At 61.9% G+C, this 14,847-nt stretch carries 12 protein-coding genes; 7 read left to right on the plus strand and 5 right to left on the minus strand.

The window, feature by feature from the left end; genetic code table 11:
- Window positions 1-98: 98 nt before the first annotated feature.
- Together ACLD1Y_RS17025 and ACLD1Y_RS17030 are read right to left on the minus strand one after the other, a co-directional pair.
- Window positions 99-806: a YebC/PmpR family DNA-binding transcriptional regulator gene (locus tag ACLD1Y_RS17025; RefSeq protein WP_429479061.1), complete on the minus strand. Its 708-nt coding sequence runs from the start codon at window positions 804-806 to the stop codon at window positions 99-101.
- Between the two features lie 100 nt (window positions 807-906).
- On the minus strand, window positions 907-1,764 hold the full coding sequence (locus tag ACLD1Y_RS17030; RefSeq protein WP_429479063.1) for a LysR substrate-binding domain-containing protein: 858 nt from the start codon (window positions 1,762-1,764) through the stop codon (window positions 907-909).
- 111 nt (window positions 1,765-1,875) lie between these two features.
- Between ACLD1Y_RS17030 and ACLD1Y_RS17035 the strand changes: the two genes are divergently transcribed.
- From ACLD1Y_RS17035 to ACLD1Y_RS17045, 3 genes are all read left to right on the plus strand, one after another.
- Complete coding sequence (locus tag ACLD1Y_RS17035; protein ID WP_429479064.1) at window positions 1,876-2,994, plus strand: 2-aminoethylphosphonate--pyruvate transaminase; 1,119 nt, start codon at window positions 1,876-1,878, stop codon at window positions 2,992-2,994.
- Window positions 2,991-3,818: a phosphonoacetaldehyde hydrolase gene (phnX, locus tag ACLD1Y_RS17040; protein ID WP_429479065.1), complete on the plus strand. Its 828-nt coding sequence runs from the start codon at window positions 2,991-2,993 to the stop codon at window positions 3,816-3,818. Before ACLD1Y_RS17035 ends, phnX begins: the two co-directional genes overlap by 4 nt.
- A 114-nt stretch (window positions 3,819-3,932) precedes the next feature.
- The gene (locus tag ACLD1Y_RS17045) at window positions 3,933-4,499 is read left to right on the plus strand and encodes a cytochrome b (RefSeq protein ID WP_429479066.1); all 567 of its coding nucleotides are present in this window, start codon (window positions 3,933-3,935) and stop codon (window positions 4,497-4,499) included.
- Window positions 4,500-4,678: 179 nt separating this feature from the next.
- Here the strand turns inward: ACLD1Y_RS17045 and ACLD1Y_RS17050 are convergent, their stop codons facing one another.
- Window positions 4,679-5,563, minus strand: coding sequence for a 1-aminocyclopropane-1-carboxylate deaminase/D-cysteine desulfhydrase (locus ACLD1Y_RS17050; protein ID WP_429479067.1), 885 nt, complete (start codon window positions 5,561-5,563; stop codon window positions 4,679-4,681).
- Window positions 5,564-5,607: 44 nt separating this feature from the next.
- On the minus strand, window positions 5,608-7,647 hold the full coding sequence (locus ACLD1Y_RS17055; RefSeq protein WP_429479068.1) for an FAD-dependent oxidoreductase: 2,040 nt from the start codon (window positions 7,645-7,647) through the stop codon (window positions 5,608-5,610).
- 212 nt (window positions 7,648-7,859) lie between these two features.
- Here ACLD1Y_RS17055 and ACLD1Y_RS17060 point away from each other — a divergent pair, with 212 nt between their 5' ends.
- The 3 genes from ACLD1Y_RS17060 to ACLD1Y_RS17070 all read left to right on the plus strand — a co-directional run bounded on the left by ACLD1Y_RS17060 (window position 7,860) and on the right by ACLD1Y_RS17070 (window position 11,330).
- Entirely contained in the window at window positions 7,860-8,990 is a 1,131-nt protein-coding gene (locus ACLD1Y_RS17060) for a carbon-nitrogen hydrolase family protein (RefSeq protein ID WP_429479069.1), read from the plus strand.
- On the plus strand, window positions 8,987-10,015 hold the full coding sequence (locus ACLD1Y_RS17065) for an AraC family transcriptional regulator (RefSeq protein WP_429479070.1): 1,029 nt from the start codon (window positions 8,987-8,989) through the stop codon (window positions 10,013-10,015). The genes ACLD1Y_RS17060 and ACLD1Y_RS17065 overlap by 4 nt, the downstream gene beginning before the upstream one ends.
- Before the next feature lie 328 nt (window positions 10,016-10,343).
- On the plus strand, window positions 10,344-11,330 hold the full coding sequence (locus ACLD1Y_RS17070) for a transketolase-like TK C-terminal-containing protein (RefSeq protein WP_429479071.1): 987 nt from the start codon (window positions 10,344-10,346) through the stop codon (window positions 11,328-11,330).
- A 258-nt stretch (window positions 11,331-11,588) separates the two neighbouring features.
- Here the strand turns inward: ACLD1Y_RS17070 and ACLD1Y_RS17075 are convergent, their stop codons facing one another.
- A complete protein-coding gene (locus tag ACLD1Y_RS17075; protein WP_429479072.1) occupies window positions 11,589-12,041 on the minus strand; it encodes a MarR family winged helix-turn-helix transcriptional regulator in 453 nt (150 codons plus the stop codon).
- A gap of 145 nt (window positions 12,042-12,186) precedes the next feature.
- Between ACLD1Y_RS17075 and aceE the strand changes: the two genes are divergently transcribed.
- Window positions 12,187-14,847 carry a pyruvate dehydrogenase (acetyl-transferring), homodimeric type gene (gene aceE / locus ACLD1Y_RS17080; RefSeq protein WP_429479073.1) on the plus strand — a complete coding sequence of 887 codons (2,661 nt, stop codon included), beginning with the start codon at window positions 12,187-12,189 and terminating at the stop codon, window positions 14,845-14,847.

Here is a 14,847-nt window from a genome sequence, read left to right on the forward strand (position 1 = left end):
CGAATGCGGTGTATCAGTCGATACATGAATTGACTGATACACCGCATTCGCGAGCAAGCCCGCTCCCACATTTTGACCACATGTATTCAGTTGGATAATCAGCCCGCCAACCCAACGAACATATCCTGCACGTCATCATGGTTGTCCAGGCCTTCCAGGAAGGCTTCAACCTCAGCCATCTGCTCATCGGTCAAACCGGTGACCGGGTTCTTGGCGATGTAACCCAGCTTGGCCGACAGCACGGTAAAGCCCTGCTCCGGCAAGGCTTTTTGCACGGCATCCAGGTCGGTGGTCTCGGTGATGAACAGGGTCGCGCCCTCTTCTTCGCCGTCTTCGAAATCCTGTGCACCGGCTTCAATCGCCGCCATTTCCGGGTCAGCATCCGGGGTGTCCGGCGAGGCTTCGATCAGGCCGACGTGGTTGAAGTCCCAGGCCACGGAGCCGGAGGCGCCCAGTTGCCCCTTGCGGAATGCCACGCGGATTTCCGCCACGGTACGGTTGATATTGTCGGTCACGCACTCGACGATCAGCGGCACCTGGTGCGGGGCAAACCCTTCGTAGGTCACGCGGTGGTATTGCACGGTTTCACCCAGCAGACCCGCACCTTTCTTGATGGCGCGCTCCAGGGTTTCCTTGGGCATCGAGGCCTTCTTGGCCTGTTCCACCACCAGACGCAGGTGGGCGTTGGTCGCGGTGTCGGCGCCGTTGCGGGCGGCGATGGTGATCTCTTTCACCAGCTTGCCGAAGATCTTGCCCTTGGCATTGGATGCCGCTTCTTTATGTTTGACTTTCCACTGTGCGCCCATGACTCACTCTCTTGATATCCATCGCGCCCAAACGTCTACTGGCCGGCGCTTTGGGGGCAGAGTTTATAGCGCAAAAACGCAACGTTCCACCAAAAAACCGTCAGGGCGCCAACTCGAAAAACGCCTGGATCAGGCGCAATGAGCGGCGTCGTTCCATGCAACCGAGCATGTGCCGGTTGACCAGCCCATCACCTTGCAAGGCAATTGCCCGCACCCGGGGGTCGGGGCTCACTTCTATCGAGGACACCACCCCAACCCCCAATTGGGCGGCGACGGCCTCGGTTACCGCCTCGCGGCTGTCCAGTTCCAGCAGCACCTTGGGCTGCACACCGGCAGCCAGGCAGGCGTCATCAAAGGTGCGCCGGGTGATGGAACTGGGCTCGCGCAAGACCATGATGTGTTCATGCAATTGCGCCAGGCGGATACCTTCCGGCTGCCCGGCCCAAGGATGACCAGAAGGCACCAGGGCGCATATCCGTGACTCACTCAACGCCTGCAAATGCAGGCCGTTGCGCGGTTCCACTTCGGTCAGCACCGCCACATCCGCATGCTCGGACAACAACGCCGCCAAGGTTTCCTGGGCATTGCCCAGGCGCAGGTTGACGGTGATGCCGGGGTAGCGCGCCCGCAGGCTGGCGATCATCGGCATCACCAGGTGCGGACCATCGGCCGCCACTTCCAGGCGCCCGGTGAGCAATTGGCGGTTGGCTTCCAGCAAAGCTTGCGCCTCATCCACCAAGCCAAAGATGGCCCGGGTGATCGCCGCCAGCCGTGCGCCCTCCTCGGTCACCTCCACCCGTCGCGCCGTACGGCGCAACAGCGGGGTCTGGTAGTACTCCTCCAGGGCCTTGATGTGCCCGGTCACCGCCGGCTGGCTGATAAACAGCCGCGCTGCGGCCCGGGTAAAACTGCCCTCACGGGCCACGGCATCGAATGCGCGTAATTGGAACAGGTTCATTGCTATCGGCCTCACTGATAGCTCGCATAACAACAAACAATTTGATTGATAACAAGCCAAACTGCAATTTAGGCGCCGTAGCTTGAATCGAACGCTTGACGAGGACCTGCAATGACCGCGCCTATCCTGCTCACCCCAGGCCCCCTGACCACCTCCGCCCGCACCCGCCAGGCAATGATGGTGGACTGGGGCTCATGGGATGAACGCTTCAACCAACTGACCGCCAGCGTCTGCGAGCAACTGCTGGCGATCATCGACGGCGCCGACACTCACCACTGTGTGCCACTGCAAGGCAGCGGCACCTTCGCCGTCGAAGCCGCCATCGGTAGCCTGGTACCGCGCAACGGCAAGGTATTGGTGCTGATCAACGGCGCCTACGGCAAGCGCCTGGCCAAGATCTGCGAAGTGCTCGGCCGTGATTTCAGCACCTTTGAAACCGCCGAAGACCAACCCACCACCGCCGCCGATGTCGACCGCCTGCTGCGCGCCGACGCGGCCATCACCCACGTTGCGTTGATCCACTGCGAAACCAGCACCGGCATTCTCAACCCCCTGCAGGCAATCGCCCAGGTCGTGGACAGCCACGGCAAGCGCTTGATCATCGACGCCATGAGTTCGTTTGGCGCGCTGCCGATCGATGCGCGCGATGTGCCGTTCGACGCCCTGATCGCCGCGTCCGGCAAATGCCTGGAAGGCGTACCGGGCATGGGTTTCGTCTTCGCCAATAAACACGCGCTGGCCGCCGCCCAAGGTAACTGCCACTCCCTGGCGCTGGACCTGTTCGACCAGCACGCCTACATGGCCAAGACCGGCCAATGGCGCTTCACCCCGCCCACCCACGTGGTCGCGGCACTGCATGAAGCGTTGCTGCAATACGCCGAAGAAGGTGGCCTGCCCGTACGGCATCAGCGCTACGCCCGCAATTGCGAGGCGCTGCTGGACGGCATGGCTGAACTGGGCCTGCGCAGCTTCCTGCCGGCAGCGATCCAGGCACCGATCATTGTCACCTTCCATGCCCCGCAAGACCCGCGCTACCACTTCAAGGACTTCTACGAACGGGTCAAGGCCAAGGGTTTCATCCTGTATCCCGGCAAATTGACCCAGGTGGAAACCTTCCGCGTCGGCTGTATCGGCCATGTCGACATCGCCGACATGCACGCCGCCGTCGCCGCCATCGCCGAGGCGTTACAAGCCATGGCCATCAACCTTTCTATTGGATCGCCCGCATGAACTATCAAAACCCCAACACCCTCCAGGCCGTGATTCTCGACTGGGCCGGCACCGTGGTCGACTTTGGCTCTTTTGCACCGACGCAGATTTTTGTCGAAGCCTTTGCCGAATTCGGTGTACAGGTCTCCATCGAAGAAGCCCGGGGCCCGATGGGCATGGGCAAGTGGGACCATATCCGCACCCTGTGCAATCAGCCGCAAGTGGCCGAGCGCTATCGCCAGGTCTTCGGCCGCACGCCCACCGACGATGACGTTACCGCCATCTACCAGCGCTTTATGCCGCTGCAAATCGAAAAAATCGCCGAGCATTCGGCGCTGATCCCCGGCGCCCTCGACACCATTGCTCGGTTGCGTCTGCAAGGCCTCAAGATCGGCTCCTGCTCCGGCTACCCCAAGGTGGTGATGGACAAGGTGGTCGCCCTGGCCGCCACCAACGGCTACTTCGCCGACCACGTGGTGGCTACCGACGAAGTGCCCAACGGCCGCCCCTGGCCAGCCCAGGCCCTGGCCAACGTGATTGCCATGGGGATTGATGATGTGGCGGCGTGCGTGAAGGTCGACGACACCGTGCCGGGCATCCTCGAAGGCCGCCGCGCCGGTATGTGGACCGTGGCCCTGACCTGCTCCGGCAATGCCCTGGGTCTGACCTACGAACAGTTCCGCGCCCTGGATGCCACCACCCTGGCCAGCGAGCGTCAGCGCATCAAGGCGATGTTCGCAGGCTCGCGCCCGCACTACCTGATCGACACCATCAACGACCTGCCGGCGGTGCTCGCCGATATCAATGCGCGCCTGATCCTTGGCGAAATGCCGCAGACCCACTGATAGAGGTCAAGATAACGGCATTTACGCCAGGCAAAGCGCTCAAAACCGGCATACAGTTAAAGCACTCCATCACCAAAGAATGGAGGTTTGCCCTGATGAGTGAGGAACACAGCGATGCCGTGGAAAAACTCCGATACGCGTTACAGCACCATGTCGATTGCGCTGCACTGGTTGATGGTGGTGCTGCTGGCGGTGGTCTACGCCTGCATTGAGTTACGCGGCCAGTTCCCCAAAGGCAGCGGTGCACGCACGTTGATTGTCGAGATGCACTTTATGTTCGGCCTTACGGTGTTTGTGCTGGTGTGGCTGCGCCTGTTTGCGCGCAGCCTGGGGGTGGCGCCGAAGATCGTGCCGGCGCCGCCGCAATGGCAGAGCCTGCTCGCAACGCTGATGCACTTCGCGCTGTATGCGTTGATGATCGGCATGCCGATTGCCGGTTGGCTGATCGTCAGTGCCGAGGGGCATTCGGTGATGTTCTATGGCATGGAGTTGCCGCCGTTGATCGCGGAGAACAAGGCGTTGGCCAAACAAATCGAGGGCTGGCATGTGTTGTTTGGCAAGATCGGGTATTGGTTGATTGGGCTGCATGCGTTGGCGGGGATTGCGCACCATTACCTCCTGCGGGATAACACCGCATTGCGGATGATGCCGGGCGGGAGTAAGCGCTGGCAGCACCGCTGACCTGTAGTGAGCGGGCTTGCCCCGCGCTGGGTGGCGAAGCCGCCCCAAAACCAGGCACCTGCGCTCTAACTGGAGAACTAGGGTGCCTGGGTTAGGGCGGCTTCGCCACCCAGCGCGGGGCAAGCCCGCTCACCACAACAAGCCCGCTCACCACAAAAGCAGTGTTGCACCTATCACCCTCAGGCCTTGAACCCTCGGCGACCTTGCAGGCCGCCGGTGTGGATAAAGATCAGGCGGGTGCCGGGGGTGAAGCGTCCGGCTTCGATCTGTTGCTTTAATGCCAGCAGCGCCTTGCCGGTGTAGAGCGGCTCTAACGGCAAGCCACAGGCCTGTTCAGTGGTTTCAATAAAGTCGAGCAACTGTGGATCGAGTTTGGCAAATCCGCCTCGGCTGGCATCCAACAGCTCATAACCATCCAGCACAATAGCCTCCACGTTCTGCGCCACGCCATGATCATCCGGCACGGCCATGGCGCCGTACACCGGATGCGCGCCCGCCTCTGCCAATACCAGCCCGGCCAATGTGGTGCCCGTCCCCGCTGCCAGCCACCAGGCGTCGTAGTCCGCCCAACCCAGTGTGTGCAACTGGGCACGCGCCTGTTCAACCAGTACGCCACAACCCACGGCGCCCGCCAGCCCGCCGCCGCCTTCGGGCACGGGATGCAAACCAGGATATTGCTCAAGCCATGGCAACCAGAAACCCGGCTCATGCCGCGCGCGATAGCCCCCATAGCCCAACCAATGCAGCTGCATGCCGAAGGCTTTCAGGTCGTGAATGGTCGGGTTTTCTTGAGGATGGCCGCGCAACAGGCCGACCGTGGGGAAATCAAAGCGTTGCCCCGCCGCCGCCAATGCGTGCAAGTGATTGGAGTACGCGCCGCCCAGGCTGATGATGCCGCGAGCCTCACGCGCCAGGGCCAGGTGCCCGCTGAGTTTGAACCACTTGTTACCGCTGATCAGCGGGTCGATGCGGTCCAGGCGCAGCACGGCCAACTCGACCCCTTGCAGCCAATCCAGCTGCAAAGGTTCAAGGGGCGCGTGGGGAAGCCAATCGAAAGGGCCCATCGGGGTGCATCTCTGGGTGCAAAGGGCCCGTAGTTTATGTCGCCTTACAGTGCGGCGGCCAGTCGCGAGCCCTGGTTGATGGCGCGCTTGGCATCCAGCTCGGCCGCCACATCGGCGCCACCGATCAAGTGCACGTTCTGCCCTGCCGCGACCAGGCCATCCTGCAGTTCGCGCAGTGGGTCCTGGCCGGCGCAGATGACGATGTTGTCCACCGCCAGCACCTGAGGCTCGCCCTCGGCGCCGATGCGAATATGCAGGCCTTGATCGTCGATCTTCAGGTACTCGACGCTGTTGAGCATCTGCACCCGCTTGTTCTTCAAACCGGTGCGGTGAATCCAACCGGTGGTCTTGCCCAGGCCGTCGCCGACCTTGGAGGTTTTACGTTGCAGCAAGAACACTTCACGTGCCGGGGCGTGAGGTTCAGGCTTGATACCGGCCACGCCCCCACGGGCTTGCAGTTGGGTGTCGATGCCCCATTCTTTCCAGAAGGCTTCGCGGTCCAGGCTGGTGGACACGCCTTGGTGAACGAGGAACTCCGACACGTCAAAACCAATGCCGCCCGCGCCGATCACTGCAACGCGTTTGCCGACAGGTTTGCGTTCCAGGATCACGTCCAGGTAGCTCAACACCTTGGCGTTCTCGATGCCTGGGATCGCCGGGGTGCGTGGCGCAATGCCGGTGGCCAGGATGATTTCGTCGTAACCGCCCGCCTTCAACTGCTCGACGCCCACACGGGTATTGAGGCACAGCTCCACATGGGTGGTCTGCAATTTGCGCTTGAAGTAGCGCAGGGTTTCGAAGAACTCCTCTTTACCCGGCACACGCTTGGCGATATTGAACTGGCCGCCGATCTCGCTGGCCGAATCGAACAGGGTCACTTGGTGACCACGTTCAGCGGCAACCGTAGCGGCGGCCAGGCCCGCAGGACCGGCGCCGACCACGGCAATTTTCTTGATCTGCTTGACCGGCAAGTAGTTCAGTTCAGTCTCGTAGCACGCCCGTGGGTTGACCAAACAGGTGGTCAATTTGCCGCCAAAGGTGTGGTCCAGGCAGGCCTGGTTGCAACCGATGCAGGTGTTGATTTCATCGGCGCGCCCAGCGGCAGCCTTGTTGACGAATTCCGGGTCGGCGAGAAATGGCCGCGCCATGGACACCATGTCCGCGTCGCCTTCGGCCAGGATCTGCTCGGCAATTTCCGGGGTGTTGATACGGTTGGTGGTGATCAGCGGAATCTGCACCGCACCGCGCAACTTGGCGGTGACTTTGCTGAACGCGCCACGGGGCACTTTGGTGGCAATGGTCGGGATGCGCGCCTCGTGCCAGCCGATGCCGGTGTTAATGATGGTCGCGCCAGCGCCTTCGATCGCCTTGGCCAACTGCACGATCTCTTCCCAGGTGCTGCCGCCTTCCACCAGGTCAAGCATCGACAAGCGGAAGATAATGATGAAATTCGGGCCGACGGCCTCACGCACCCGACGCACGATTTCCACGGCCAGGCGCATGCGGTTTTCATAGCTACCGCCCCAACGGTCAGTGCGATGGTTGGTGTGGGCGGCGAGGAACTGGTTGATGAAGTAACCTTCGGAACCCATGATTTCCACGCCGTCATACTCGGCGACCTGGGCCAGCAGCGAGCAGGTGACGAAATCCTGGATCTGCTTTTCGATGCCCTCTTCGTCCAGTTCCTTGGGCTTGAACGGGTTGATCGGCGCCTGAATCGCGCTGGGCGCTACCTGCTTGGGGCTGTAGGCATAACGGCCAGCGTGGAGGATCTGCATGCAGATCTTGCCGCCCGCCTCGTGCACGGCCTGGGTCACGATCTTGTGCTTTTGCGCTTCTTCGTCGGTGGTGAGCTTGGCCGCACCGGCGTACACCCCACCCTCATCGTTCGGGCCAATGCCGCCGGTGACCATCAGCCCCACGCCGCCACGGGCGCGCTCGGCAAAGTAGGCCGCCATGCGCTCGAAACCGCCGGGTTTTTCTTCCAGGCCGGTGTGCATCGAGCCCATCAGGGTACGATTGCGCAAGGTGGTAAAACCCAGGTCCAACGGGGCCAGCAGGTGCGGGTAGGCAACAGCGGTCATGGTCAAGCTCCACAACGGATCATCACGGGACGTGGCGCGCTCGAACGGCGTGCCATCGGTTTATGTCCCACAGACTAAGAGGCGATGGATGAAGGCTCAATGACCGAAACTGACAAGTTATTGATCCAAATGCGCAGTGCCCCTTGGCAACGCGATGGATGGGCCCTACCCTAGTCGTCGAACCCCGCACACGGTCTGTTGTCTGTTGCCCCATGCGTAAACTTCTAGCGTTAACCGTCACCCTGGCCCTGGTTGCCGCCACCGCCGCGTATCTGGTCTGGACCCAGGAGCGCCCCGTGGCGCACTACCTGTCGGACCTGCGCATTACCCTCGCCGTCAACGAAGGCTTGCCCGCCGATCGAGGCAACTTGCTGGGCATCCAGCCCGAGCTGTTTCCCGCCGACTACCAGAGCCTGGAACGCCTGCACCTGAAACTCGCGGCCTACCTGCAAAAAGCCCGGGACCAGGGGTTGGTCAACGACAAGACCATCGTGGTGCTGCCGGAACATATCGGCACCTGGCTGATGCTCAAGGGCGAAAAAAACGAGGTGTACCAGGCCTTGCACGCCAAGGACGCGATGAACTGGCTGTCGGCCAGCAACCCACTGCGCTTTGCCCGCGCCTGGGTCAGCGCCACCGGCGAGAACCGTACTGACGACGCCTACCTGCGCATGAAAGCCGCCGACATGGCGCGCGATTACCAAGTGCTGTTCGGCGGCCTCGCCAAGGAATTCGGTATCACCCTGGTGGCCGGCTCCATCGCCCTGCCCAACCCGAGTGTGAGCCAAGGGCAACTGCAGGTCGGCCATGGCGCGCTGTTCAACGCCAGCCTGGTGTTCAACGCTGACGGTGTGCCGGTAGGCCAGCCCCAGCGCCAGCTCTACCCGATCTACGATGAACGCGGTTTTATCGCACCCGGCGACGAGACTGTCGTCAACGTGGTCGACACCCCGGCCGGGCGCCTGGGCGTGCTGGTGGGCAGTGACAGCTGGTACCCGGACAACTACCGCAAACTCAACGAGCAAGGCGCGCAATTGATCGCCGTGCCGGCCTTCGTGCTTGGCCGCGACACCTGGGACCGGCCTTGGCGCGGCTTCAAAAGCGTGTCCACCCCGCCGGAAATCAGCCTCAAACCCGAGGAACTCAGCGAAGGCGAAGCCTGGCGCCGGCTCACCCTGATCAGCCAACAGCCCATCAGCCAAGCCAGCGCTGGCATGAGCGTATTCCTGCGCGGGCAGTTCTGGGACCTGGGCACTGGCGGGCATAGCTTTCTCAGCAGCAACGGGCAGATCAGCGCCGATGGCGAAGCCCGTGGCGCACGTTTGTTGAATCTCTGGCTGTGAAGCCGGTGCGGCTGGGGGATCTGTCGGTAGGCTTCGTGCACACCCTGGCGGATGCTATCCAAAGCCACGGCCTGGACCCACAGCCGCTGCTGCTGCAATACGGCCTGGACCCGGCGCGACTCGCCGAGGCCGGTGCACGCTTGTCGATCCCACGCTACATGCGCCTGGGCCATGCGGCCATCCAACTCACTGGCGACGCTGGCCTGGGCCTGCGCATGGGCCAGCTCAGCCGCTTGAGCCAGGCTGGCCTCGCGGGTGTCACCGCGGCCCAGGCGCCGAATGTGCGTGAAGCCGCGCGGGCGCTCACTCGCTTTGAAGCGTTGTACGGTTCCAACTATCGCGGCCAATCGCGTTTCCACGAGGATGCCGAAGGCGCCTGGCTGCGGTTCTATTCCATCAGCCCGTACAACGCCTACAACCGCTTTGTGGTGGACTCGATCATCGCCGGTTGGCTGTTTCAATTGTCGGCCGTGGCGCAGCAGCCGGTGCAGGCGCAGCGCATCGAGATCGAATTTGAAGCACCGGACTACAGCGAGCAATACAGCATGCTCGGCGACATTCACTTCGGCGCCGAAGCCAACCAACTGCGTTTGAACCAAAACGCCCTGGCGCTGCGCAACCCACAGCATTGCCCGAGTACCTGGAACCTGTTGTTGCAGCTGTGTGAAAGGGAATTGGAGCAGTTGACCCGCACCCGCAGCCTGCGCGAGCGCATTACCCGGTTGCTCGGGCCGATGCTCAATGGTGGCCGGGAACCCGACCTGGAAGAAGTGGCGGCACGCTTGAAGCTGCCAACCTGGACACTGCGACGCAAACTGGCCGACGAAGGCACTCAGTTCCGCGCAATTCTCAACGATACCCGCCGCGACCTGGCCATGACCTACATTCGTGATACGGAACTGGCATTCGGCGAGATCGCCTACTTGCTCGGTTTTGCCTCAGCCCAGGCGTTTCAACGGGCATTCAGGCGATGGAACAACCAGACCCCAGGGGAATTTCGCCGCAGTCAGCGGCATTCCGCCTGAAGTCGGTCTTACAGCTCTGTTGCGTCATCTGCAGGTTCCAGCGGGTCCAGCTCAATCGCGTGGTACTCAAGCAGTTCTTCCTGATAATCGTCCATCGTGGACTCCTTCTTCTCTAAGTTAAAAGCGGCTGCAGTCAACTGACCTGCACAGCCAGCCTAAAGTGCCGTTATGACGAAAAAATGTCGGCGCCATGACGTTCCTGCACTCTAAGATTAAACGTAGCAGCGTTATGGCAATTTAGCATCTGGGATTTCGCTATTGATTGCAATTGCAATCACATGAGTATTTCCATTAGGGTAAGGGCATCCGTTATCAGGGGATTCGACCCATGCCCGCCTCCACCGCCCACGCCGCACAGCTCTGCCTCGATGCTTTGCGCCATGCGCACGATTCGCGCAGCTCACCGCTGTATACGGTGATGACCATCGCCAATACCCTGGAATCCAGCCGGCAGGCTTGGGTCATTCGCGGCCAATCTAACTCTCGACGCGTGGGCGGTTGGCCGAGTTGGTTCGCGCGCAACACCTCAGAAAAACCGATGCTGTACCTGCACAGTGCAGCCTCGTCGGCGCAGCTGTGTGCGCTATCGGACGCTACCGCCCAGCGCGGCATTCTGTGCAACGACATCGAGAACCGTCCTTCCCCCTGGCCCAAGGGCGCGCAACCGTCGCTGCCCCTGTGGCTTGCGACTAACCCTCGCTGTACGCCCTACGACCCCGCCAGTGGCGAGGAAGCCCGGGCGATTGTGCTGGCAGGGTTGCGCAGCTTGTACATCGACGGCCAGCCGGGGTTTTACTACCTGGCGCTGCATGATCATGAGCGCCCAAGGCCAATGAATAAGCGGCACCATGCAGCTGCGCTAAAAGGCATGTACCCGATTCAGGGCGAACGCACAGCCGATGTTCGATTGCTTGGCGCGGGCCAGGCCCTGGAAGAAGTCCTGCATGCCGCGCGGCTGTTGGAACAGGACTGGAACGTAACTGCGCAGGTGTGGAGTTGCCCCAGCTATACGCGACTGGCCCGCGAGGCGGCCGCCGCTGAGCGCTGGAACCGGTTGCATCCCACCGAGCCCAAGCGCGGTTGCCATGTGCGTGAATGCCTGGCGGGGAGTGAGGCACCGGTGATAGCCGTCACGGGTTATCCGCAGCCGATTGTTGATCAACTGGCGGCGTACGTGGATGCCAGGTTCGTCGCGCTGGGGTCGGCGCCGAGTCGGTATTGGATTGTGGTGGCGGCGTTGCGGGCGTTGGCAGATGAAGGGCGTATCGGTACACGGCAACTGGAAACAGCAATGGCCCGCTACCCACTGCCATGAATTGGAATGCAATCAAAAATGTGGGAGCGGGGGGGGGGGGGGGGGGGGGGGGGGGGGGGGGGGGGGGGGGGGGGGGGGGGGGGGGGGGGGGGGGGGGGGGGGGGGGGGGGGGGGGGGGGGGGGGGGNCCATGAATTGGAATGCAATCAAAAATGTGGGAGCGGGCTTGCTCGCGAAAGCGGTGGGTCAGTCAACACATCCTTTTCTGACACTCCGTCTTCGCGAGCAAGCCCGCTCCCACAAGGATCTCCACCGTTCTTCAGGCCTTGCTTCGACTGCGCATGGCCATCCCCGCTGCACGCTCCAATACATCGGCAAACCCTTGGCGCTGCTCGGGCTCGATCTGTGACAAAAACACCTCATCTACCGTGCTTTCGTAGATTTCCCACATCTTTTTACGCAACACCTTGCCCGCATCAGTGATCGTGGCAAACGCCCCACGGCCATCGCCGTCAGCGCGTGAACGCACCACCAGGCCGTCCTTTTCCAGGCGGTCTACCAGCCGCGTGAGGTTGTAGCGCTCGATGGCCAACACATCGGCCAATTCGTGCATGCGGCGGGTGCCATCGGGGCCGCTTTCCAGGCCCCACAGCGCGTCGTACCAGGCATACGGCGGCAAGTCTGCGGCGGCCAGGCGCCGTTCGATTTCACGGATGACGGTCCTGTGGGCCCTGACAAAACGGAACCATACATCAGGCTCTTTCGACGACATGCAACACCATCCGGCGGATTTCAAGAAGGTTGCAATAGTAGCTCATCCCGCGCTAGATTCGGCCATGTAGTTGCAACTGCAATTACATTGACGGCATTCCCACAAGGAACCCGCCACTTGAAACCTGCCTACCCTGGAGCCTCACATGACCCCGAACAACGCAGTCAGACGCGACGACGACCCACAGGAAACCCGCGAGTGGCTGGAGTCCATCGAATCGGTGCTGTCAACCGAAGGCCGCCCGCGTGCCCACTACCTGATCGATCAGTTGCTGGATTTCGACGTTGCGCGCCATGGCGATTTCTACGGGCGGGTCACCACTCCCTACGTCAACACCATCCCGGTGGACCGCCAACTGCCCTACCCCGGCAACCTGGCCATTGAGCGCCGCACCAACGCGTACATTCGCTGGAACGCCATGGCCATGGTGCTGCGCGCAGGCAAACACTCAGGCGTCGGTGGGCATATCGCCACCTATGCGTCAGCCGCCGTGCTCTACGACGTAGGCTTCGACCATTTCTTCCGTGGGCGGACCGACAGCTTCGACGGCGACCTGGTGTATATCCAGGGCCATTCCTCCCCCGGCATCTACGGCCGCGCCTACCTTGAAGGCCGCATCAGCGAAGCACAGCTCGACAACTTCCGTCGCGAAGCCGGTGGCGACGGTATTTCTTCCTACCCGCATCCTCGGTTGATGCCGGACTTCTGGCAATTTCCTACGGTTTCCATGGGCCTAGGGCCGATCACCGCCGCCTACCAGGCGCGCTTTATGCGCTACCTGGAATTTCGCGACCTCAAGCAGCACCAGGGCCGCAAGGTCTGGGCGTTCCTCGGCGATGGCGAAATGGACCAGCCCGAATCCCTGGCCGCCATCTCCCTGGCCGGCCGCGAGAAGCTCGACAACCTGATCTTTGTGGTCAACTGCAACCTGCAACGCCTGGACGGCCCGGTACGCGGCAACGCCAAGGTGATCCAGGAGTTCGAAAGCCTGTACCGCGCCGCCGGCTGGAACGTGATCAAGGTGATCTGGGGTGGCGGCTGGGATGCGTTGCTGGACAAGGACACCAGCGGCCTGCTGCGCCAACGCATGATGGAATGCGTGGACGGCGACTATCAGAACTACAAGTCCCAGAACGGCGCCTATGTGCGTGAACATTTCTTCGGCAAATACCCCGAGTTGCTCGCACTGGTTGCGGACATGTCCGACGACGATATCTGGAAACTCTCACGAGGCGGGCATGACCCGGACAAGGTCTACAACGCTTACGCCGCGGCGGTGCGCCACAGTGGCCAACCCACGGTGATCCTGGCAAAGACCGTCAAGGGTTTCGGCATGGGCGAGGCCGGCGAAGGCCAGAACATCAACCACCAACTGAAGAAAATGGGCGCCGACGCCGTGAGGGCCTTCCGCGACCGCTTCGGCCTGGAAGTGGCTGACGAGCAGCTTGCAGAAATCCCCTACATCAAACCTGCTGCCGACAGCGAAGAAGCCCGCTATTTCGCAGCACGCCGTCAAGCGCTGGGCGGCTATGTGCCGGCGCGCCACAGTGCCGTCGAGTCGTTGCAGATTCCCGAGCTGTCGGCCTTCAGCACCCAACTCAAGGACACCGGCGAGCGCTCCATTTCCACCACCATGGCCTTTGTGCGCATCCTCGGCACCCTGCTCAAGGACCCGCACCTGGGCAAGCTGATCGTACCCATCGTGCCGGACGAATCGCGCACTTTTGGTATGGAAAGCCTGTTCCGCCAGATCGGCATCCACTCCGCCGTCGGCCAGCTCTATACCCCGCAGGACGCCGGGCAACTGAGCTACTACAAGGAGAGCAAGGACGGACAGATCATGCAGGAAGGCCTGAATGAATCCGGCGCCATTTCCTCATGGATTGCGGCGAGTACGTCCTACGCCAACCACGGCCTGATGACCGTGCCGTTCTACATCTTCTATTCAATGTTCGGCTTCCAGCGCGTCGGCGACCTGGCCTGGGCAGCGGGTGATGCGCGGGCACGGGGCTTCCTGCTGGGGGCCACGGCCGGGCGGACCACGCTGATGGGCGAAGGCTTGCAGCACGACGATGGCCACAGCCATATCCTGTCGTCGGTGATTCCGTGCTGCGTGTCTTACGACCCGACGTTTTCCTACGAGCTGGCGGTGATTATTCGCGAAGGCATGCGAAGGATGTATGTCGAACAAGAGGACATTTACTACTACATCACCTTGCTCAACGAAAACTACCCGCACCCGGCCATGCCCGAAGGCGCAGAGGATGGGATCCTCAAGGGCCTGTACCCGCTGAGCAAGGGCAAGCAGGCCCAGGTGCAATTGATGGGCAGTGGCTCGATTTTGCGCGAAGTGATGGCCGCCGCAGAACTGCTGTTGAATGACTTCGCCGTCCACAGCGATGTGTGGAGCGTGACCAGCCTCACTGAGCTGCGCCGCGAAGGTCATGAGGTTGAACGCTGGAACCTGCTGCACCCGGAACAAACGCCGCGAGTCAGTTATGTGGAGCGAAGCCTGAGCGGCCACACCGGGCCGGTCGTCGTCGCAACCGACTACATGAAGCTGTTCGCCGACCAGATCCGCCCGTTCGTGCCAGGCCGTCGCTTTGTCGCACTGGGCACCGATGGTTTCGGGCAGTCGGACACACGGGAAACCTTGCGGGCGTTCTTTGAGGTGGACCGCCATTTCATCGCACTGGCGGCCTTGAAAGCCCTGGCGGATGACGGCGTGATCAGCCGCGATAAAGTCAGTGAGGCGATCAGGCGCTACGGGATCAATGCCGACAAGACCGACCCCGTAACGGTCTGA

It is taken from the genome of Pseudomonas sp. 18175, assembly GCF_050432925.1.
GTDB lineage: Bacteria > Pseudomonadota > Gammaproteobacteria > Pseudomonadales > Pseudomonadaceae > Aquipseudomonas.

What these genes read in the sequence shown, in the direction of transcription:
- ACLD1Y_RS17025 (WP_429479061.1), bottom strand. Translation starts at nt 806, where the DNA reads ATGGGCGCACAGTGGAAAGTCAAACATAAAGAAGCGGCATCCAATGCC.
- ACLD1Y_RS17030 (WP_429479063.1), bottom strand. Translation starts at nt 1,764, where the DNA reads ATGAACCTGTTCCAATTACGCGCATTCGATGCCGTGGCCCGTGAGGGC.
- ACLD1Y_RS17035 (WP_429479064.1), top strand. Translation starts at nt 1,876, where the DNA reads ATGACCGCGCCTATCCTGCTCACCCCAGGCCCCCTGACCACCTCCGCC.
- phnX (WP_429479065.1), top strand. Translation starts at nt 2,991, where the DNA reads ATGAACTATCAAAACCCCAACACCCTCCAGGCCGTGATTCTCGACTGG.
- ACLD1Y_RS17045 (WP_429479066.1), top strand. Translation starts at nt 3,933, where the DNA reads ATGCCGTGGAAAAACTCCGATACGCGTTACAGCACCATGTCGATTGCG.
- ACLD1Y_RS17050 (WP_429479067.1), bottom strand. Translation starts at nt 5,563, where the DNA reads ATGGGCCCTTTCGATTGGCTTCCCCACGCGCCCCTTGAACCTTTGCAG.
- ACLD1Y_RS17055 (WP_429479068.1), bottom strand. Translation starts at nt 7,647, where the DNA reads ATGACCGCTGTTGCCTACCCGCACCTGCTGGCCCCGTTGGACCTGGGT.
- ACLD1Y_RS17060 (WP_429479069.1), top strand. Translation starts at nt 7,860, where the DNA reads ATGCGTAAACTTCTAGCGTTAACCGTCACCCTGGCCCTGGTTGCCGCC.
- ACLD1Y_RS17070 (WP_429479071.1), top strand. Translation starts at nt 10,344, where the DNA reads ATGCCCGCCTCCACCGCCCACGCCGCACAGCTCTGCCTCGATGCTTTG.
- ACLD1Y_RS17075 (WP_429479072.1), bottom strand. Translation starts at nt 12,041, where the DNA reads ATGTCGTCGAAAGAGCCTGATGTATGGTTCCGTTTTGTCAGGGCCCAC.
- aceE (WP_429479073.1), top strand. Translation starts at nt 12,187, where the DNA reads ATGACCCCGAACAACGCAGTCAGACGCGACGACGACCCACAGGAAACC.